We start from the raw sequence: 19184 nt of genomic DNA on the forward strand, positions 1-19184 counted from the left end.
AAACGCCCGGACCCATCCCGAACCCGGAAGCTAAGCCTGCCAGCGCCGATGATACTACCCAACCCGGGTGGAAAAGTAGGACACCGCCGAACACAATTTAAGTCCTTTGCCCCCCAATTCTATTGGGGGGCAAAGGCATTTGTGGAGAAGAAATCTGCAAGGAGTCCTTGATGGTCGAGTTGTATGTCGAGCGGACGATCGCCGCGGCTCCGCAAGCCGTGTTCGATTGGCTGGCAGACCCGGTCAATCTGACGGCGGCTCCGCTCGCGCTACGGGCAGGGTTCACGAAGGGTGCGTCGGCACCGGCGGCCGGCGTCAGACGATGGGTGGTCGGGGCCGGAATGTGGTTCGAAGAGGAGATCACCGCATACGAGAGGCCACGGAGCTACTCGTACCTCATCCTTCGTTCGTTGCCGCCGTTCAACCACGAAGGCGGCACGCTGACGTTCACCAGGGCGGGCGATGGCACACATGTCGGCTGGCGAACTGTATACAGCCATCCGGTCTACGCTGGCGGAAAAGTGCTGGAGGCATTGAGCTTTCGGCTACTTCGCTCGAGCTTCGCGGCGGTTCTCGCTGGCTGCGCCAAAGCGCTGGAACGCTAGTTCAGAACAACGCGGGCGCGGAACGGCTCTTTTCCAAGGCCAGCAATGCCCTTTTGCGGTCGAGGCCGCCGCCGTACCCGGTGAGGCTGCCGTTTGATCCGATCACGCGATGGCACGGCACGATGATGCCGATCGGGTTGTGGCCGTTGGCCAGGCCAACAGCGCGAAACGCCCCGGGCGATCCGATCTGTCGCGCGATCTCCCCGTACGACCGTGTCTCTCCGTACGGGATTGTCAACAGGGCCTCCCACACTCGCCGCTGAAATGCAGTGCCGACCAGATTCAGGTCGAGGTCGAAGTCGATCCGGTCGCCTGCGAAATACGCCTCGAGTTGTTGGACTGCTTCGGGGAACGCGTCGTCATCGGGTTCCCAGCCATCGTGGCTCGGCTCGTATGTCTGGTCGACCATGCGCAGATGCATCAGCCGCCCATCGGTACCCGCGAGGGTCAACTTCCCGACCGGACTCTCCATCGACCGAAATAGCACGTGTTGCATCACTTCTCCTTCGGCGGCCATTCGTTGACCGCATGATCGAGGGCCGTCCACAGGTGCTGAGTCGCATACGACCGCCATGGCCGCCATCGCATGCTGTGCTCGGTCAGCGGGCGGGCATCGCCGGGCAGCCCCAGCTGGTTGGCCGCAAGTCGCACACCCAAGTCGGTGGCCGGGAATGCGTCGGGGTCACCCAGACCGCGCATCGCGATCACCTCGGCAGTCCAGGGGCCGATCCCGGGCAGCGCCAACAGCTGCTCGCGGGCGCGGTTCCAGTCGCAGCCCGCGTCGAGGACGACCTCGCCGTCCGCCATCGCTCTGATGAGCGTGACCAGGGATCGCTGCCTGGACTTCGGAAACGCCAGATGCACGGGATCGATCTCGGCGAGATGCTCGACCGCCGGAAACACATGTGTGAGACCGCCATTGAAATCGGCAACCGGTTGGCCGTACGCGGTCACGAGGCGCCCGGCGTGGGTGCGTGCGGCCTTCAACGACACCTGCTGGCCGAGCACTACTCGGATCGCCAGCTCCTGCTCGTCGACTGTGCGCGGTATCCGTTGCCCAGGTGCCTTGGCCACCAGCGCGGTCAGGTCGGGATCGGCGCTCAGTGCGTCGACGACGGCCTCGGGATCCGCGTCAAGGTCGAGCAACCGCCGACACCGGGCGATCGCGGTGGACAGATCACGGAAGTCATCCAGTACCAGCTGGCACTGCACGTGGTCGGGTTGCGGTGTGAGACTTACGATTCCGTTGCCGTTAGGCAATCGCAGAGTGCGCCGGTAGGCGCCCTCGCGCACCTCCTCGACGCCGGGCACCGCGCTCGCCGCGAGATGACCGAACAGTCCCTCATAGGCGAACGGAGTCCGTACCGGCAACCGTAGCGACAAGGCACCGTTGCCTCGCCCGAATCGGGTTCGGGCCCGTTGACGCAGAGCCGTTGGTGTGAGGTCGCAGACCGCCCGGACGGTGTCGTTGAACTGGCGGATGCTCGAGAAGCCAGCAGCGAATGCGACGTCCCCGAACGGCAGCTCCGTCGTCTCGATCAGCACCCGCGCGGTCTGGCTGCGCTGCGCCCTTGCCAGCGCCAGCGGATTGGCACCGACCTCGGCCTGCAGCAGCCGCTCGAGCTGGCGGGTGGTGTAGCCGACGCGTGCTGCCAGTCCTGTGACACCTTCGCGGTCAACCGTGCCGTCGGCGATGAGTCGCATCGTCCTGGCCACCACGTCGCCGCGCACATTCCACTCCGGAGACCCCGGCGAGGCGTCCGGACGGCAACGCTTGCAAGCACGGAAGCCGGCTCGCTGCGCGGCGGCTGCGGTGGGATAAAACCGCATGTTACGGGCGAACGGGGGCCGTACCGGGCAGCTCGGTCGGCAGTAAATCTTCGTGGTCAGCACGGCGGTGACGAACCAGCCGTCGAACCGGACGTCCTTGGACTGCACGGCCCGGTAACAGCGGTCGAAATCTTCGTGCATGCATCGACAATTACACGAGCCCACCGACATCACTGGCGGAAAAACGACATGTCGTGGCAGCGCCAAACGGGGGGACGTCAGGGCCGTATCGCAACGAGGAATGCGCCCGTGAGGTCGGCGACAAGGTCGGGGGCTTCGTCGAGCGCGAAATGGCCGGCGTCGATGACATGAACCCAGCGCTGCGGCGAACCCGGGGTAGTCCGGAGCGACACTCCGGAGCTTGCGTGCACTAGACCTCGCGACGGTATTTGAAAAGCGCCAGGGCCAGCAGCACGCACGTCACGAGGTTGTAGGCACTCAGTACGCCGTAGACGAAGCTGTCGCGCGGATCGAAGCCGAGGACGCCGGGCGCATGGTGTGCGACGTTGCTCGCACAGACGAAAGTCAATGTCGCCCACCCCAAAGCTGTGAGAGCGCTGAAAACGAGCGCTGCTCGGGGTCCCAAGCAGGAGAGCAGTGCCAGCGTGCCGACGACCAGCAGAAGGCCGGCGTGTGGCGGGGTTACTTTCAGGCCGAGCATCGGGATACCGTCCGCGCCGAAGCGGGTGTATCCCATCGACCAGGCCAGCGCTACACCGCCGAGCACGCCGATCACGAGTCCCTCGACCATCAACAACCCTTGTCCCGCACGGGAGCTCAGACGGTCGTCTTCTGCGGGCCGCGTCGTGTCGCCATCGGCGAGCCGCACCCGAGGCTCGCTGACCATCGTCGTGTGGCGGACGACGCCTCCAACCTTTCCCACGTGCTCAAGCCTGCCCCCTGGTGATGCTTTATGGGATGAACGCAAGCCAATTCGCAGGTGACGTGACGCAAGTCCACAACATGACATACCGGTGTGAGTTTCATTCGCTGGAGCTGAATCGGTATGGTCATGACCGATGCGCGGCCGATTCGAGCGAACAATGGCAGCCGGGATTCTCTTGGTGGTCACGGCGAGTGGCTGCAGCGCGCAGTCACACCCGGTACCGACGACGTCGATCACGGTGTACGCATCGTCGGCGATGATCAAGAGCCTCACTGCGATCGGCAAGCGATTCGAGGCCGAAAACCCCGGGACTTCAGTCGAATTCATCTTTGCGGGCTCATCGGGCCTTTCGGAAGAGTTGGCAGACGGTAACGGTGCGGACGTCTTCGTGTCCGGTGACCACGAGAACATGGCAGCAGTCGAAAAAGCCGGTCTCATCGATTCGACTCCGGTACCGATCGCGGCAAACAGCCTGGTCATCGCCACGGCGTCGGGCAACCCTGCTCATCTGGCCTCGCTGGCAGACCTGGCCCGACCTGGAGTGCGTGCGGCGGTGTGCGGTGGGCCGGGCACCTGCGGGTCTGTTGTCCGCCAACTCGAAGACCGCTCGGGGGTCCGGCTGAACCCGGTGAACATCGACATGACCGAAACGGACGTTCTCCGAGACGTAGGCACGGGGAAAGTCGACGCGGGTCTGGTGTTCAAGACCGATGCGCTGAACGCCGGCGACAACGTTTCGTGGTTCGCCTTTCCTGAGGCCGCCGACGCGACGGTCACCTCGTGGATCGCACCGTTGAAGGACTCTGATCAAGCCCAACTCGCGAAGAAGTTCGTGCAGGACGTCACCGACGTCGCCAGCCGAAAGGTCTTCGCCGACGCCGGCTTTGCCGAACCGAACGAAAAGTTCGACAGCTAGCAGAACGCGAGCGCGACGAAGCGGGCCGCCGGATTGTGGCGACCCGCCTCGAACTCGACTCGCTACAGCGGAATCCACTGACCGAGGAACCAGAAGCCCCAGCCGTTTCCGTCACCGGCGGGAACGGGGTTCACCTGCTGACCCATCCAGTTGAACGGCTGATGGTCACCGCGGGCCTGGTCGATGCCGCGCCCGTGCCAGTCCACAGGGCCGGGGCCGCGGTCGTCGTGGTGGTCTCCACACACTGGTTGGCCCGGGCGGTCGCAACCCCACGGATCTGCGCTTGCCGTTCCAAGACCGACACCGAACAGCCCGGCAACTCCGATTCCAGCTGCGAGCGCCGATGCGGACAACGCACGTTTGAAAGACATTTCCTCACTCCGTTTCTCGTCGTGCGGCAATCGCTGCCACCCGACGAAACGTTATGAGGCCGACTTTGGTTGGCTCTGTGCTGACGATGTGCGCCCGCTGTGCAACCGATTACAGATTGACAACTACACGGGCAACGCAAGCCTGGTCGGCTCGTCGTGGCCACGCAACGTCACCGTGTCCCCGAAAGTCCAATGACGACATTCGCTTTCGCTGGCGTTGCGAACCGTGTCCGACGATGCCAGCAAGTGTCCGGGCGTCTCCTTGGACAGTTCGCAGAGCCTGGCTGCTTCGTTGACCGGCTCGCCGATCACGGTGTACTCGAAACGTTCTTTGGCGCCGACGTTTCCGGCGACAGCCTCGCCCGAGGCAACTCCGATACCGGCTTCGAAGTCGGGCACCTCGTCGCGGATCCGGCGCGCGATGGCGCGACTGGCCGCCAGCGCCTCGTCTTCGGGATTGTCCAGATGATTCGGAGCGCCGAACACAGCCAACGCCGCATCGCCCTCGAACTTGTTCACAAAGCCGTGGTGGCGGTCGACTTCCTCGACGATCACGGCGAAGAACCGGTTCAGCAGGTCGACCACTTCGGTCGCAGGCCGGCCCGTCACCAGCTGTGTCGAGCCGATGATGTCGACGAAAATCATTGCGACATGACGTTCTTCGCCACCCAGCTTGGGCCGCTGCTGTTCGGCGGCGGCCGCAACCTCGCGCCCAACGTGGCGGCCGAACAGGTCACGAACCCGTTCGCGTTCACGCAGCCCGCCCACCATCGTGTTGAATCCGCGCTGCAGCTCGCCCAGTTCGGTGCCGTCGAAAACCACCACGTTGCAGTCGAAGTCGCCCTGTTCGACGTGCTTGAGCGCCGCCCGCACCACGCGCACCGGAGTCGCGGTCAGCCAGGACACGATGTACATCAGGATGAAACCGACAAGCAACGCAACGATCGCCAAAATCCATACCGCGACGGCAAATTGCGTCTCGGTGAGGTTCTGCAGCGACACCGCGAACACCGCGAGCAACGCGATTCCGACCACGGGCAGTGATCCGAGAAACCACACGACCATCAGCCTGCCCATGATCCCCGCGGTGAGCCGGCGCGGGGGCGGACCCGCCTCCAGCGCCTGCGCCGCCACCGGTCGCAACGCGAACTCGGTCAACAGGTAGCACGCCGTCGCGATCACCGCACCGGCGAAGCTGATGGTGAACAGGAACCGCGGGATGAACGTCGTGTTCTGCAATCCGTACAGGGTGGTGAAGAGCGCCGCGCCGATACCCCACAGGATCAGGTGCGCCCTTGCCACCCGCCACGGGGCGAGGAATGCGTTGAGCTGGTCCTCGTGCGTCGGCGCGCGCTCCTCGATGGCCCATCGCAGTGCGTTGACCGTTCGGCGCGTGATCCAAAAAGTGCCGATCAACAGTGCCACCAGCACGTACGCCGGGCACACCACCCAGGTCACCCAGAACGGCGCGTCGCTGAAAACACTCGGCACTGGAAAAGCCACGGTCACCAGGAGCAGCGCGGCGCCGATGCCGATGACGTTGGCGACCAAGATGAACACGGTCAGGATCACCTGGATACGGACCCGTCGGCGCGCCTGACTTTCGGTGGACTTGCCAAGCAGCCACGACCCGTAATCGGGCGTATCGGGCAGCCGACCGCTCTGCCTGGTCACCTTCTCCAGGACACGGCCCAGCCTCTGCGCAACGCTCATCGTGGCTCAGCCTAATTTGGCGGTCGCGCCGCATAAGGTGTTCGGGTGCGTCTCGTGATCGCCCAGTGCACTGTCGACTACGTGGGGCGGCTCACCGCCCACCTGCCCTCTGCCCGCAGGCTGCTGCTGTTCAAGGCCGACGGATCGGTCAGCGTCCATGCCGATGACCGGGCCTACAAGCCGTTGAACTGGATGAGCCCGCCCTGCTGGCTCTCCGAGGAGCTCGAAGGGCCTGCGCCCGTCTGGGTGGTGCAGAACAAGGCCGGCGAGCAGTTGCGCATCACGGTGGAGGACATCGAGCACGACTCCAGCCACGAGCTTGGCGTCGACCCCGGCCTGGTCAAGGACGGCGTCGAGGCGCACCTGCAGGCGCTGCTTGCCGAGCACGTGGAGCTGCTCGGTGCCGGGTACACCCTGGTGCGACGGGAGTACATGACCGCGATCGGACCGGTCGACCTGCTGTGCCGCGACGAACAGGGACGGTCGGTGGCCGTCGAGATCAAGCGACGCGGCGAGATCGACGGCGTCGAGCAGCTGACCCGCTATCTCGAGTTGCTCAACCGCGACACCGTGCTCGCCCCGGTTGCCGGCGTGTTCGCCGCCCAGCAGATCAAGCCGCAGGCCCGAACGCTGGCCACCGATCGCGGGATCCGTTGTGTGACTTTGGACTACGACGCGATGCGCGGCATGGACAGCGACGAGTTCCGGCTGTTCTGACAGACTGGGTAAATGCCGCGGCGTCGAACGCCACCTCGCAGGCAACGCCCGCTAGCGCCGTTGCCGGAGAGTCGGCGCATCGAGACCGGGCCCGACGGATACGACTACGAGGTGAGGGCCATCACGGCGGCGCGCGCCACCAAGGTCTATCGCTGCCCGGGATGTGATCACGAGATCCGATCGGGCACAGCGCATTTGGTGGTATGGCCCGCCGACGGCGGTGAACACGCCGCTGAGGACAGACGGCATTGGCACACGCCGTGTTGGGTGCAGCGGCGCAGTCCTACGCGGAAGTGGTCTTAATGCTCTTCGGCCGGCTCGACGAGCTCGATGAGCACGCCGCCTGCATCCTTGGGATGAATGAAGTTGATCCGTGAATTCGCCGTGCCACGTCGGGGCGCGTCGTACAGAAGCCGGACACCCTCGGCGCGCAGCCTCTCGCTCAGCAGGTCGATGTCGCTGGTGCGGTAGGCCAACTGCTGCAGGCCGGGGCCGCGCTTGTCGAGGAACTTGGCGATGGTCGACGTCTCGTCGAGCGGTGCCATCAGCTGGATCTCGGCGCTGCCCTTCGGAGCGCCACGCACCGACAGCATGGCCTCGCGGACACCCTGCTCTTCGTTGATCTCCTCGTGCAGCACGATCATGCCGAGGTGGTCGTGGTACCACTTGATCGCAGCATCGAGATCGGGGACAGCGATGCCGACGTGGTCGATCGCCGTTACGAGAGCACTCGCAAGCGCTGGACGTGCCTCTACGTGCTCGGTGCTCATAACGTAACGGTAACCTTGAGACAGATGTTTGCGGAATGTGTCATGGGCCACATCTCCGAATACCCATTCCTTGGAGGGAACAAATGACGACGTCGGTGATTGTTGCTGGAGCTCGCACTCCCGTAGGCAAGCTCATGGGTTCGCTGAAGGACTTCTCCGGCAGCGATCTCGGCGCCATCGCCATTGCGGGCGCGCTGGAGAAGGCAGGAGTTCCGGCGTCGCTGGTCGAGTACGTGATCATGGGTCAGGTACTGACCGCCGGCGCGGGCCAGATGCCTGCCCGCCAGGCCGCCGTCGGCGCCGGAATCGGCTGGGATGTGCCTTCGCTGACCATCAACAAGATGTGCCTGTCGGGCATCGACGCGATCGCTCTGGCCGATCAGCTCATTCGTGCAGGCGAGTTCGACGTCGTCGTCGCAGGCGGCCAGGAGTCGATGACCAAGGCGCCGCACCTGCTGATGGACAGCCGTTCCGGCTACAAGTACGGCGACGTCACGGTGCTCGACCACATGGCTTACGACGGTCTGCACGACGTGTTCACCGACCAGCCGATGGGTGCGCTCACCGAGCAGCGCAACGACGTCGACCGGTTCACCCGCGCCGAGCAGGACGAGGTCGCCGCGCAGTCGCACCAAAAGGCCGCTGCCGCATGGAAAGACGGCGTCTTTGCCGACGAGGTGGTGCCGGTCAAGATCCCTCAGCGCAAGGGCGATCCGATCGAGTTCACCGAGGATGAGGGCATCCGTGCCAACACCACGGCCGAGTCGTTGGCCGGTCTGAAGCCCGCGTTCCGCAAGGACGGCACGATCACCGCCGGGTCCGCCTCCCAGATCTCCGACGGCGCTGCGGCCGTCGTGGTGATGAACAAGGCCAAGGCGCAGGAGCTCGGCCTGACGTGGCTGTGCGAGATCGGCGCCCACGGCGTCGTCGCGGGCCCGGACTCCACATTGCAGTCACAGCCCGCCAACGCCATCAAGAAAGCCATTGCCCGCGAAGGCATTTCGGTGGACCAGCTCGACGTCATCGAGATCAACGAGGCGTTCGCGGCGGTCGCGCTGGCGTCGACGAAGGAACTCGGCGTCGACCCGGAGAAGGTCAACGTCAACGGCGGTGCCATCGCCATCGGTCATCCGATCGGCATGTCCGGGGCGCGCATCACCCTGCACGCCGCCCTTGAGCTGGCCCGACGCGGTTCCGGCTACGCAGTGGCCGCGCTGTGCGGTGCGGGCGGCCAGGGTGACGCCCTGATTCTTCGCGCCGGGTAGCTACTACGACGCTCTGTAGTATGTGCGCTATGACTAGCGCGTTTGATCTGCGTAGCGCCCTCGGCTGGTTCCGGCTGATCGCGCCGGCGGAAGCCGTCAGCTGGGTCGGTCTGCTGGTAGGCATGTACTTCAAGTACCTGGGCACGACGCGCACCGAAATCGGCGTCAAGGTGTTCGGCATGGCCCACGGCCTCGTTTTCATCGCCTTTGTCGTGACCGGTCTACTGGTCGGAATTGCGTACCACTGGGCGGCTCGTACGTGGTTGCTGGCGTTGCTGGCGAGCATTGTGCCGCTGGCCAGTGTGATCTTCCTCATATGGGCCGATCGGACGGGTCGTATCGGGCCTGCGGAGGCCGTCTCGGCCGCCTCCCAACCAGGGCGGCGCGCACCGGAAACGACGTGACAGACTTGGGGGCGTGAGTCGTCCCCGTCCTCCCATCGCGGCCTCCATGGCCGGTGCGGTTGACCTGTCAGCCCTCAAACAACGATCGGCACCTGCGGGCGAGGGCGCGGCCCCGCCGAGCGGCGTCGAGATCACCGAGGCCAACTTCGAAGCCGAGGTGCTGGTCCGGTCGAACGAGGCGCCGGTTTTCGTGCTGCTGTGGTCGCCTCGCAGCGAAGCCAGCGTACGACTGGGCCAAGACCTGAGCGCTCTCGCGGACGCCGATGGCGGTAAGTGGTCGTTGGCGACGGTGAACGTCGACACGGCTCCGCAGGTCGCACAGGCGCTGCGGGTACAGGCGATCCCCACTGTCGTGGTGGTTGCCGGCGGAACGCTGTTGACCAAGTTCGAGGGAGCGCCACCTCCAGAGCAGCTTCGCGGGGTCATCGACCAAGTGCTGAACGCGACGGCGGGCAAGCTCGCAGGCAACGGCGAGGGCGAGGAGCCCGAGCAGGTCGATCCTCAACTGGCCCAAGCTCGAGCGCATTTGGACGCAGGCGATTTCGATGCGGCGCTGCAGGCGTACCAAGGGCTGCTCACCGCGAACCCGAACCACGAAGAAGCGAAGGGCGCGGTGCGGCAGATCGGCTTCCTGCAGCGCGCGACCTCGCGCGCACCTGGTGCCGTCGTCGCAGCCGACGCCAAGCCCGACGACATCGAGTTGGCGTTTGCCGCAGCCGATGTCGAGATCCTTCAGCAGGACGTCGCGTCGGCGTTCAACCGGCTGATCGCATTGATCAAGCGGACCGCAGGCGACGACCGCACCAAGGTGCGCACCCGGCTGATCGAATTGTTCGAGCTGTTCGACCCCGCCGACCCCGAGGTCATCGCGGGCCGGCGCAACCTGGCCAACGCGCTGTACTAGCCGCTGTAGATCAGGCCGGTTCGAACCACAGGGCCGCCAGCGGCGGCAGCACCATGACCGCTGACGCCGGACGGCCGTGCCACGGTTCGTCGGTGGCCTCCACCGCGCCGAAGTTGCCGATGCCGGTGCCGTTGTAGATGTCGGCATCGGTGTTGAGCACCTCGCGCCAGGTGCCCGCGTGCGGCAAGCCCAGTCGGTAGCGCGTATGTTCGGCGCCCGAGAAGTTGAACACGCACGCCAGCATCGAGCCGTCGTCACCGAAACGCATGAAGCTCAACACGTTGTTGGCCGAATCGTTCGCGTCGATCCACGAATAGCCCTCTGGCCGGGTGTCCTGCGACCACAGCGCCCGACGGCCGCGGTAGATGCCGTTCATGTCCTGCATCAGCCGCTGAATACCGTTGGAGAAGCTGTTCTCATCGAGCTGGTACCAGTCGACGCCGCGCTCCTCGGACCACTCCGCGCGCTGACCGAACTCCTGCCCCATGAACAGCAACTGCTTGCCAGGGTGTGCCCACTGATAGGCCAGCAGCCCACGCATCCCCGCGGCCTTCACATGGTCATTGCCGGGCATCCGGCCCCACAGCGTGCCCTTGCCGTGCACCACCTCGTCATGGCTGATCGGCAACACGAAGTTCTCGCTGTACGCATACAGCATCGAGAACGTGATCTCGTGGTGGTGGAAACTGCGGTGAATCGGGTCGCGCTTGATGAACTCCAGCGTGTCGTTCATCCAGCCCATGTTCCACTTCATCGAGAAGCCAAGGCCGCCAAGGTTGGTCGCCCGCGTGACGCCAGGCCACGACGTCGACTCCTCAGCGACGGTGACGATGCCCGGCGCGAGCTTGTGCACCGTGGCGTTCATCTCCTGCAGGAACTGCACGGCCTCGAGGTTCTCGCGGCCGCCGTAGATATTCGGCGTCCAGCCGCCCTCTGGGCGTGAGTAGTCGAGATAGAGCATCGAGGCGACGGCGTCGACACGCAGCCCGTCGATGTGGAACTCCTGCAGCCAGTACAGCGCGTTGGCGACCAGGAAGTTGCGCACCTCGGCTCGGCCGAAGTCGAACACATAAGTGCCCCAATCCAACTGTTCACCGCGGCGCGGATCGGAGTGCTCGTAGAGTGCGGTGCCGTCGAAGCGGCCCAGCGCCCAGGCGTCCTTCGGGAAGTGTGCGGGCACCCAGTCCATGATCACGCCGATTCCGGCCTGATGCAGCTTGTCGACGAGGTAACGGAAATCGTCGGGGCTGCCCAGTCGCGACGTCGGCGCGTAGTACGACGTGACCTGATAGCCCCATGACCCGCCGAACGGGTGCTCGGCGACGGGCATCAGCTCCACATGTGTGAAGCCCTGGGCCACCACATATTCCGTCAGCTCGTCGGCCAGCTGTCGGTAACTCAGTCCCGGCCGCCATGACATCAGGTGCACCTCGTAGGTGCTCATCGGTTCGAACACCGGGTTTTGCGCCGCCCGGTTCGCCATCCAGTCGGCGTCGTCCCAGGTGTACTCGCTCTTGGTCACCTTCGACGCGGTCTGCGGCGGCACCTCCGTGGCAAAAGCCATGGGGTCGGCCCGTTCGGTCACTGCCCCGTCGGCGCCGTGTACGCGGAACTTGTACATTCCGCCGATCTCAAAGCCCGGCCAGAACAACTCCCACACGCCGGTCGAGCCAAGCACGCGCAGCTGCGCCTCGTTGCCGTCCCAATGGTTGAAATCACCGATCAGGCTGACACCCTTGGCATTTGGCGCCCATACCGCGAACGACACGCCTTCCACGACACCGTCGGGGGTGGTGAAGCGTCGCGGGTGAGCGCCCAAGATCTCCCACAGCCGCTCATGCCGTCCCTCGGAAAACAGGTGCAGATCGATCTCACCGAGGGTGGGCAGGAAGCGGTACGCATCGGCCACGGTGTGAACATGAGGCTCGTCGCCGCCCGAGTCATACGTCACCTCGAGCCGGTAATCCACCAGATCGGTGAACGGCACTGCGACGGCGAACAATCCCGCCTCGATATGGGTGAACACGTAGCGTTCACCGCCGATGAGCGCGGCCACCTCGACTGCGTGCGGTCGGTAGGCGCGAATCACCGTGTGATCGGTGTATTCGTGGGCGCCCAGAATCGAATGCGGGTCGTGGTGCTCGCCGATCAGCAGCCGGTTGAGGTCTGCCGTGTGCGGCCGCAAGTGCGGGCTGGTGCGTTGGTTGGTCTGCGTCATCAGTCACTCCCTGCGCAGTAGCTTGAGTCGTTGGTCGGCCGGAACTTGGGGCATGTTCAGCACGTGGGCCACCGCTCGTGCCGGATCGAGACGGACGTAATTCGCTTGCCCCCACTGATATTCATCGCCGGTGATCTCGTCGCGCACCCAGAAGCGGTCATAGGGCTCCATACCGAGCGCTCCCATATCGAGCCACAGCGTTGCCTCTTCGGGCCCGAAGGGGTTGAGCGTCACCACCACCAGCACCTGATCGCCGGTCACCGGGTCGAACTTGCTGTAGGCCAGCACCGCGTCGTTGTCGGGGTGGTGGAACTTGATGGTGCGCAACTCGTGCAACGCCGGATGGACACGACGAATCTCGTTGAGCCGAGTCAGGAATGGCTCCAGTGATTCGCCGTCGGCCAGTGCGGCGTCGAAATCACGTGGCCGCAGTTCGTACTTCTCGGAGTTCAGGTACTCCTCGCTGCCTTCCCGCACCGGTCGGTGCTCGTAGAGTTCGTAGCCCGAGTACACCCCCCACACCGAACTCATCGTCGACGCCAGCACGGCCCGGATCGCGAACATGCCGGGACCGCCGTGCTGCAGGCTCTCGTGCAGGATGTCGGGCGTGTTGACGAACAGATTCGGCCGGGCCTCGTCGGCGTGTTCGGCGATCTGTTCCCCGAATTCGGTCAGCTCCCATTTCGCTGTGCGCCAGGTGAAATAGGTATACGACTGCGTGAAGCCGAGTTTGGCCAACCCGTAGAGCCGCGCCGGTCGGGTGAACGCTTCGGCCAGGAACAGCACGTCGGGGTTCTCGTTCTTCACCTCACCGATCAGCCATGCCCAGAAGTTCGGCGGTTTGGTGTGGGGGTTGTCCACGCGAAACACGTTGACGCCGTGCGAGATCCAGAACCGCACCACCCGAAGCACTTCTTCGTAGAGCCCGGCCGGATCGTTGTCGAAGTTCAGCGGGTAGATGTCCTGGTACTTCTTCGGAGGATTTTCGGCATAGGCGATCGTGCCGTCGGGCAGCACGGTGAACCACTCCGGATGATTGCGCGCCCACGGGTGGTCGGGCGCGCACTGCAGCGCCAGATCGAGGGCCACCTCCATGCCCTCGTCGCGGGCCGCCGCGACGAAGTCGTCGAAATCCTCGACCGTGCCGAGCTTCGGATGCACCGCGTCGTGGCCGCCCTCGTCGCTGCCGATGGCCCACGGTGAGCCGACGTCGTTGGGTGCGGCGGTCACACTGTTGTTGCGGCCCTTGCGGTGCACCTTGCCGATCGGGTGGATCGGCGGCAGGTAGACCACGTCGAAGCCCATCTTCGCGATGCGGGACAGGTCCTTGGTTGCGGTGGCGAAGGTGCCGTGCACGGGATTGCCCTTGGCGTCCCAGCCGCCGGTCGACCGCGGAAACATCTCGTACCACGAACTGAACCGGGCCGCCGGGCGATCCACCCAGACACCGTATTGCTCTCCGCGCGTGATCAATTCGCGCAGCGGATACTGATCGAGCACCTCGGCTACTTCCGGCGAAAGGGCGGCGCCCGCGCGGGTGAACGGGTCACCAGGGGTTCGCAACCGCGCCGCGGCGTCGATCAGGGGATAGCGGTGTTGACGCGGTGCGCCCGTCGCGGCGCGCTCCAAGAGCTTCGCGCCGACGAGCAGGTCGTTGGACAGTTCGCTTTCGCTCTGGCCGGCGTCCAGCTTTGCGGTGACGTTCTTGCGCCACGTTGCGATCGGGTCGCCCCAACCGTCGACACGGAAGGTCCACAACCCCACGCTGGTGGGACTGAACTGGCCGTGGAACACATCGGGCGTTCGACCGGCCGACATCGGCAGCTGCTGTGGTTTGATGCGCGGCGCCGGGATGACCACCTCTTCGATCGGCACCGGCGCCGGCTGTTTGGCTCGGCCCGGCGGATCGTCGGCGAGCTTCGGATAGCTCGTGCCGTGGTAACGCACCACCAGCGTGGCCGATACCGCGTCATGGCCTTCGCGCCACACCGTGGCACGAACGGGAACGATCTCACCGACTACCGCTTTGGCCGGGTACCGTCCGCCTGAAACTACGGGTGCGACGTCATCGATCTCGATACGACCGGCCACCCCATCACTCCTTACGCTGGCTGTGCTCGTCGTCGCTTCATCGTCCTGGGCGCCCTATACCCACCGTAGTGGTCGGCCCAACCCAATGCGGGTGAAGCGATCACCACACCACGCTGCGGTCAGCCGATTTGTCAGTAAGGTTGACTCGCGTGAAAGCTCTCCGCCGGTTCACGGTCCGCACGCATCTGCCCGATCGTCTGACCGCGCTCGAACGCCTTTCCATCAACCTGCGATGGTCGTGGGATAAACCCACCCAGGACCTCTTCACGGCCATCGACCCGGAGCTGTGGAAGCAGGTCGGGTGCGACCCGGTCGCGCTGCTCGGGCAGGTCACGCCCAAGCGCCTCGACGAACTCGCCGTCGACGAATCCTTCCTGCGGCGACTCGACGGGCTGGCGGCCGATCTGGACAACTACCTGACCCGGCCGTTGTGGTACCAGCAGCAACAAGACGAGGGCGCACAGTTGCCGCACGGCATCGCCTACTTCTCGATGGAGTTCGGCGTTGCCGAGGTGCTGCCGAACTACTCCGGCGGCCTGGGAATCCTGGCCGGCGACCACCTGAAGTCCGCTTCGGACCTCGGGCTTCCTCTGATCGCGGTCGGCTTGCTGTACCGCTCGGGCTACTTCCGGCAGTCGCTGACCGCCGACGGGTGGCAGCACGAGGACTATCCGTCGCTCGACCCGCAGGGTCTGCCGCTGCGGCTGCTCGCCGACCACCGGGGCGACCCGGTGTTGGTCGAGCTTGCGATGCCCGACGCCACCCAGCTGCGGGCAAGGGTCTGGATCGCACAGGTTGGCCGAATTCCGTTGCTGCTGTTGGATTCCGACATTCCGGAGAACGAGCACGAGCTGCGGGGCGTCACCGACCGGCTTTACGGCGGCGACCAGGAGCACCGGATCAAGCAGGAGATCCTGGCAGGCATCGGCGGGGTGCGCGCTATCCGCGCCTACACCGAGATCGAGGGCCTGCCCGCGCCCGAGGTGTTCCACATGAACGAGGGCCATGCAGGCTTCCTCGGCGTCGAACGTATCCGCGAGCTGATCGACGCCGGGCTCGACTTCGACACCGCGCTGACGGTGGTTCGTTCGTCCACTGTGTTCACCACGCACACCCCGGTGCCAGCGGGCATCGACCGGTTCCCGGTGGAGATGGTCAAGCGATACTTCGGCGGGTCGACGGACGGCCCGTTGGGCGCGATGTCGCGGCTGCTGCCTGGTGTGCCGCTGGACCGGATCATCGCCTTCGGCGCCGAGGACGACCCGTCGAAGTTCAACATGGCCCACATGGGCCTGCGACTCGCACAACGCGCCAACGGCGTGTCGCTGCTGCATGGGCAGGTCAGCCGCTACATGTTCAACGAGCTATGGCCGGGCTTCGACGCGGCCGAGGTGCCGATCGGCTCCATCACCAACGGTGTGCATGGACCCACATGGGCTGCGCCGCAGTGGCTCGAGCTGGGCCGCGAACTGCTGGGCAGCGACGATCTCGGCTCGCTCACCGAGCCTGAGACGTGGCAGCGGCTCAAGGAGGTCGACCCGGGCCACATGTGGTGGATCCGGTCGCAGTTGCGCGAGGCGCTCGTCGAGGACGTGCGGGCCCGGCTGCGCCGGTCATGGCACGACCGCGGCGCGTCGGATGCCGAATTGGGCTGGATCGCAACGGCATTCGATCCCAATGTGCTGACTATCGGGTTCGCCCGCCGGGTACCGACGTACAAGCGGCTGACGTTGATGCTGCGCGACCCGGAGCGGCTGGAGAAGCTGCTGCTCGACGAGAAGCGCCCGATTCAGCTGATCGTCGCCGGTAAGTCGCACCCGGCAGACGATGGTGGAAAGGCGCTGATCCAACAGATCGTGAAGTTCTCCGACCGGCCGGAGGTGCGGCACCGCATCGCGTTCCTGCCTGACTACGACATGTCGATGGCCCGGCAGCTGTACTACGGCTGCGATGTCTGGCTGAACAATCCGCTGCGGCCGCTGGAGGCGTGCGGGACGTCGGGCATGAAGAGCGCGCTCAACGGCGGCCTGAATCTGTCCATCCGCGACGGCTGGTGGGACGAGTGGTACGACGGCGAGAACGGCTGGGAAATCCCGACGGCCGATGGGCTGCTCGATGAAGGCCGCCGCGACGACATCGAGGCCGCTGCCCTCTACGACCTGCTCGAGCAGTCGGTGGCGCCGAAGTTCTACGACCGTGACGAGCACGGCGTCCCGACGCGATGGGTGGAGATGGTGCGGCACACCCTGATGGAGCTGGGGCCGAAGGTGCTGGCGTCGCGGATGGTGACCGACTACACGGAGAAGTACTACGCCCCGGCGGCGGCGTCGCTGCGCAAGACAGTCGAACCGGGTGCCGATGGCGAGCCGTTCGGCGCGGCGCGTGAGCTGGCGGCCTACCGGCAGCGCGCCAACGAGGCGTGGCCGAAGATCCAGATCACCGATGTCGACAGCTACGGCCTTCCTGATACCCCGCTGCTCGGCTCGGAGCTCACGCTGACCGCGACGGTGCAGTTGGCCGGGCTGCGCGCGGACGAGGTGGTGGTTCAGGCGGTGCTGGGCCGCGTGAACGGCAGCGACGTGCTGGTGAATCCGATCACCGTGCAGATGGCGCACACCGGTACCGCTGACGGCGGCAACGAGGTGTTCTCCACGACAACGCCGTTGCCGGTGGCAGGTCCTGTCGGGTACACCGTGCGGGTCCTGCCGCACCATCCACTGCTGGCCGGGGACAACGAACTCGGCCTCGTCACGCTGGCGTGAGCGCCGCCCTCAAGGTCGCACTCGACGGCGGGCCGTATGCGCTGGCGGCCGGTCCCGACGGCGCGATGTGGGTGACGCTGGTGCACAGCGGCGCGATCGCCCGGGTGACGAAGAGCGGCGATGTCAGCTTGTACCCGGTCGGTCCGCAATCGCGGCCGTCGATCATCACCGCTGGCCCCGACGGTGCGCTGTGGTTCACCCGCACCGGCGACGACCGCATCGGACGGATCACGACGGACGGCGAACTGAGCGCGTTCGAGCTGGGGGAGGACACCGGGCCGTACGGCATCACCGCGGGCCCGGATGGCGCGCTGTGGTTCACGGGGATGACGTCGGGTGAGATCGGCCGTATCTCGGTCGACGGCGAGCTGTCGGCGGGCACGACCGTCGGCGGTGCTCCGTCCATGATCACCGTGGGGCCGGACCACGCGTTGTGGTTCACGCTCAATCAGGGCAACGCAATTGGCCGGTTCACACCGACAGACGGACTGACCGTGCGTGAATTGCCAACTGCGGGAGCAGGTCCCGTCGGTATCGCCGCCACGCACGACGACGCGGTGTGGTTCACCGAGATCCTCGGCGAGAAGATCGGCCGGATCCCGATGGACGACGCGATCCAGGAGATGGAGCTGCCGGGTAAGCCGCACGCGGTGGTCGCCGACCCCGACGACGGTGTGTGGGTGAGCCTGTGGGGTGCCAACCAGATCGCGCGCATCAGCGGTGACGGCGCGGACGTCGTCACGATCGATCTTCCGCCGGGCAGCGAGCCGCATGGCTTGGCGATCGACCACGACGGCGTGGCCTGGGTCGCGCTGGAGTCGGGGTTCGTGCTGCGCATGTCCACGTGAACTCGGCGGGGTCACGCTCGGATAAAGACTCGCCGACATGCGGCACGCCTTCGCGGCAGGCGGCTCAGCCACTGGGTAATGATCCAAGGCGGAATGTGTTCCGGCCGAGGAGGCTGCGCTGTGCTGGTTCGTCCCATGGCCGTGCTGGCTGCGTGCGTAGCGACCGGCGCGTTGGTCGTTCCGATCGCATCAGCCGACCCTGAGACGGAAGCCGTTTCCGCCGAAGTGCCTGCGCCTGAGGCGGCGCCCCCCGATGACGGCCGGGTCGATTCGTCGCCTCCCAAGACGACTTACTCGCCGGACGGCTGGACCCTCACGGTGTCAGCCAAAGACGAGACTCAGAGGGTCACCGCGCCGCTGACAACCGCGATCTCGACCCGCGAGTACGAGGTGGGCGGCATCTACAGCGGCTCACTGGTCGGCCCCGAGGAGGACGAGGAGGGCGCGCAGGGGACCCTCGAAGTGGGTTATCAGATCGGCTGCGGCATCGATATGAGTACGTCAAACGGTGTGTCCCTGACGGGCACCGTGGGGCTCAACCCGTCGATCGGAGTCGTTGGCACCGACATCATCTCGCCGCTGCCGGAAGGGATCATCCCGGGAGTCGGCGCGAACGTCGGCGGTGGTGTCACCGTCGGCCTCAAGCCAGGGCTCATCAACACCATCCCGGTGTCGAAGAAGGAGTTCAGGGGCGACAGCCCCTGGATCATGGTTGACGGATTCCGCATCAAGATCGACGGCTGCGTCGGCGAGTCTTTCATTCGCTCGTATGCGTTCCTGACCCGTTCGACCGATGAGTCCGACGCGGTCTCAGCGTGGTACGGCGTGACGAAGAAGGTCTAGTTGTTCTCGGCGAGCGACCGTGTTTGCACGCAGACACGCCG

General features: G+C 65.5%; 18 protein-coding genes and 1 rRNA gene. 11 read left to right on the forward strand and 8 right to left on the reverse strand.

Annotation, left to right across the window (positions count from 1 at the left end; translation table 11 throughout):
- Positions 1-92: ribosomal RNA gene (gene rrf, locus J3E61_RS25085) — 5S ribosomal RNA — on the forward strand; the annotation flags it as partial.
- A gap of 78 nt (positions 93-170) precedes the next feature.
- Positions 171-605, forward strand: a complete 435-nt coding sequence (locus J3E61_RS25090) for an SRPBCC family protein (RefSeq protein ID WP_192723831.1) — start codon at positions 171-173, stop codon at positions 603-605.
- 1 nt (position 606) lies between these two features.
- Here J3E61_RS25090 and J3E61_RS25095 read toward each other — a convergent pair whose 3' ends face one another.
- The 3 genes from J3E61_RS25095 to J3E61_RS25105 form a co-directional block, all read right to left on the reverse strand.
- On the reverse strand, positions 607-1101 hold the full coding sequence (locus J3E61_RS25095) for a methylated-DNA--[protein]-cysteine S-methyltransferase (protein ID WP_210085692.1): 495 nt from the start codon (positions 1099-1101) through the stop codon (positions 607-609).
- Complete coding sequence (locus J3E61_RS25100; RefSeq protein ID WP_210085693.1) at positions 1101-2576, reverse strand: DNA-3-methyladenine glycosylase 2 family protein; 1476 nt, start codon at positions 2574-2576, stop codon at positions 1101-1103. Before J3E61_RS25100 ends, J3E61_RS25095 begins: the two co-directional genes overlap by 1 nt.
- A gap of 229 nt (positions 2577-2805) precedes the next feature.
- Positions 2806-3318, reverse strand: a complete 513-nt coding sequence (locus J3E61_RS25105) for a hypothetical protein (RefSeq protein WP_192723788.1) — start codon at positions 3316-3318, stop codon at positions 2806-2808.
- Positions 3319-3454: 136 nt separating this feature from the next.
- Here J3E61_RS25105 and J3E61_RS25110 point away from each other — a divergent pair, with 136 nt between their 5' ends.
- Complete coding sequence (locus tag J3E61_RS25110) at positions 3455-4237, forward strand: extracellular solute-binding protein (protein WP_210085694.1); 783 nt, start codon at positions 3455-3457, stop codon at positions 4235-4237.
- 62 nt (positions 4238-4299) lie between these two features.
- Here J3E61_RS25110 and J3E61_RS25115 read toward each other — a convergent pair whose 3' ends face one another.
- Positions 4300-4608 carry a hypothetical protein gene (locus tag J3E61_RS25115; protein ID WP_192723786.1) on the reverse strand — a complete coding sequence of 103 codons (309 nt, stop codon included), beginning with the start codon at positions 4606-4608 and terminating at the stop codon, positions 4300-4302.
- Positions 4609-4731: 123 nt separating this feature from the next.
- Complete coding sequence (locus tag J3E61_RS25120) at positions 4732-6321, reverse strand: HAMP domain-containing protein (RefSeq protein WP_192723785.1); 1590 nt, start codon at positions 6319-6321, stop codon at positions 4732-4734.
- Between the two features lie 45 nt (positions 6322-6366).
- Between J3E61_RS25120 and nucS the strand changes: the two genes are divergently transcribed.
- Both nucS and J3E61_RS25130 read left to right on the forward strand, forming a co-directional pair.
- A complete protein-coding gene (gene nucS / locus J3E61_RS25125) occupies positions 6367-7038 on the forward strand; it encodes an endonuclease NucS (protein WP_192723784.1) in 672 nt (223 codons plus the stop codon).
- Positions 7039-7050: 12 nt separating this feature from the next.
- Positions 7051-7341 (forward strand): hypothetical protein, encoded by a 291-nt coding sequence (locus tag J3E61_RS25130; RefSeq protein ID WP_192723783.1) that lies wholly within the window; start codon positions 7051-7053, stop codon positions 7339-7341.
- Here the strand turns inward: J3E61_RS25130 and mce are convergent.
- Positions 7338-7808, reverse strand: coding sequence for a methylmalonyl-CoA epimerase (gene mce / locus J3E61_RS25135; RefSeq protein ID WP_192723782.1), 471 nt, complete (start codon positions 7806-7808; stop codon positions 7338-7340). The two genes, J3E61_RS25130 and mce, sit on opposite strands and share 4 nt — an antisense overlap.
- A gap of 83 nt (positions 7809-7891) precedes the next feature.
- On the opposite strand from mce, the gene J3E61_RS25140 reads away from it, so the two are divergent.
- Genes J3E61_RS25140 through J3E61_RS25150 form a run of 3 tightly spaced genes read left to right on the forward strand, consistent with a single transcriptional unit; the run spans position 7892 to position 10381 of the window.
- Complete coding sequence (locus J3E61_RS25140; RefSeq protein ID WP_210085695.1) at positions 7892-9073, forward strand: acetyl-CoA C-acetyltransferase; 1182 nt, start codon at positions 7892-7894, stop codon at positions 9071-9073.
- 20 nt (positions 9074-9093) lie between these two features.
- On the forward strand, positions 9094-9477 hold the full coding sequence (locus J3E61_RS25145; protein WP_210085696.1) for a DUF3817 domain-containing protein: 384 nt from the start codon (positions 9094-9096) through the stop codon (positions 9475-9477).
- A gap of 13 nt (positions 9478-9490) precedes the next feature.
- The gene (locus tag J3E61_RS25150) at positions 9491-10381 is read left to right on the forward strand and encodes a tetratricopeptide repeat protein (RefSeq protein ID WP_210085697.1); all 891 of its coding nucleotides are present in this window, start codon (positions 9491-9493) and stop codon (positions 10379-10381) included.
- Between the two features lie 10 nt (positions 10382-10391).
- On the opposite strand, the gene glgB is transcribed toward J3E61_RS25150, so the two are convergent.
- Positions 10392-12599, reverse strand: coding sequence for a 1,4-alpha-glucan branching protein GlgB (gene glgB, locus J3E61_RS25155; protein ID WP_210085698.1), 2208 nt, complete (start codon positions 12597-12599; stop codon positions 10392-10394).
- 3 nt (positions 12600-12602) lie between these two features.
- The gene (locus J3E61_RS25160; RefSeq protein ID WP_210085699.1) at positions 12603-14690 is read right to left on the reverse strand and encodes an alpha-1,4-glucan--maltose-1-phosphate maltosyltransferase; all 2088 of its coding nucleotides are present in this window, start codon (positions 14688-14690) and stop codon (positions 12603-12605) included.
- Positions 14691-14839: 149 nt separating this feature from the next.
- Between J3E61_RS25160 and glgP the strand changes: the two genes are divergently transcribed.
- The 3 genes from glgP (at position 14840) to J3E61_RS25175 (ending at position 19143) form a co-directional block, all read left to right on the forward strand.
- A complete protein-coding gene (gene glgP / locus J3E61_RS25165; protein WP_210085700.1) occupies positions 14840-17452 on the forward strand; it encodes an alpha-glucan family phosphorylase in 2613 nt (870 codons plus the stop codon).
- Entirely contained in the window at positions 17449-18300 is an 852-nt protein-coding gene (locus J3E61_RS25170) for a virginiamycin B lyase (RefSeq protein ID WP_210085701.1), read from the forward strand. The genes glgP and J3E61_RS25170 overlap by 4 nt, the downstream gene beginning before the upstream one ends.
- 135 nt (positions 18301-18435) lie before the next feature.
- Entirely contained in the window at positions 18436-19143 is a 708-nt protein-coding gene (locus tag J3E61_RS25175) for an MspA family porin (RefSeq protein WP_210086683.1), read from the forward strand.
- The last annotated feature ends 41 nt before the right edge of the window (positions 19144-19184 follow it).

It is taken from the genome of Mycobacterium sp. OAE908, from assembly GCF_017872775.1.
Taxonomy (GTDB): domain Bacteria; phylum Actinomycetota; class Actinomycetes; order Mycobacteriales; family Mycobacteriaceae; genus Mycobacterium.

Excerpts from the sequence above, each read along its gene's own strand:
- J3E61_RS25100 (WP_210085693.1), bottom strand. The coding sequence starts at position 2,576 with ATGCACGAAGATTTCGACCGCTGTTACCGGGCCGTGCAGTCCAAGGAC.
- J3E61_RS25090 (WP_192723831.1), top strand. The coding sequence starts at position 171 with ATGGTCGAGTTGTATGTCGAGCGGACGATCGCCGCGGCTCCGCAAGCC.
- J3E61_RS25175 (WP_210086683.1), top strand. The coding sequence starts at position 18,436 with ATGGCCGTGCTGGCTGCGTGCGTAGCGACCGGCGCGTTGGTCGTTCCG.
- J3E61_RS25095 (WP_210085692.1), bottom strand. The coding sequence starts at position 1,101 with ATGCAACACGTGCTATTTCGGTCGATGGAGAGTCCGGTCGGGAAGTTG.
- J3E61_RS25130 (WP_192723783.1), top strand. The coding sequence starts at position 7,051 with ATGCCGCGGCGTCGAACGCCACCTCGCAGGCAACGCCCGCTAGCGCCG.
- J3E61_RS25120 (WP_192723785.1), bottom strand. The coding sequence starts at position 6,321 with ATGAGCGTTGCGCAGAGGCTGGGCCGTGTCCTGGAGAAGGTGACCAGG.
- J3E61_RS25140 (WP_210085695.1), top strand. The coding sequence starts at position 7,892 with ATGACGACGTCGGTGATTGTTGCTGGAGCTCGCACTCCCGTAGGCAAG.
- J3E61_RS25110 (WP_210085694.1), top strand. The coding sequence starts at position 3,455 with ATGCGCGGCCGATTCGAGCGAACAATGGCAGCCGGGATTCTCTTGGTG.
- mce (WP_192723782.1), bottom strand. The coding sequence starts at position 7,808 with ATGAGCACCGAGCACGTAGAGGCACGTCCAGCGCTTGCGAGTGCTCTC.
- J3E61_RS25115 (WP_192723786.1), bottom strand. The coding sequence starts at position 4,608 with ATGTCTTTCAAACGTGCGTTGTCCGCATCGGCGCTCGCAGCTGGAATC.
- J3E61_RS25145 (WP_210085696.1), top strand. The coding sequence starts at position 9,094 with ATGTGCGCTATGACTAGCGCGTTTGATCTGCGTAGCGCCCTCGGCTGG.
- glgB (WP_210085698.1), bottom strand. The coding sequence starts at position 12,599 with ATGACGCAGACCAACCAACGCACCAGCCCGCACTTGCGGCCGCACACG.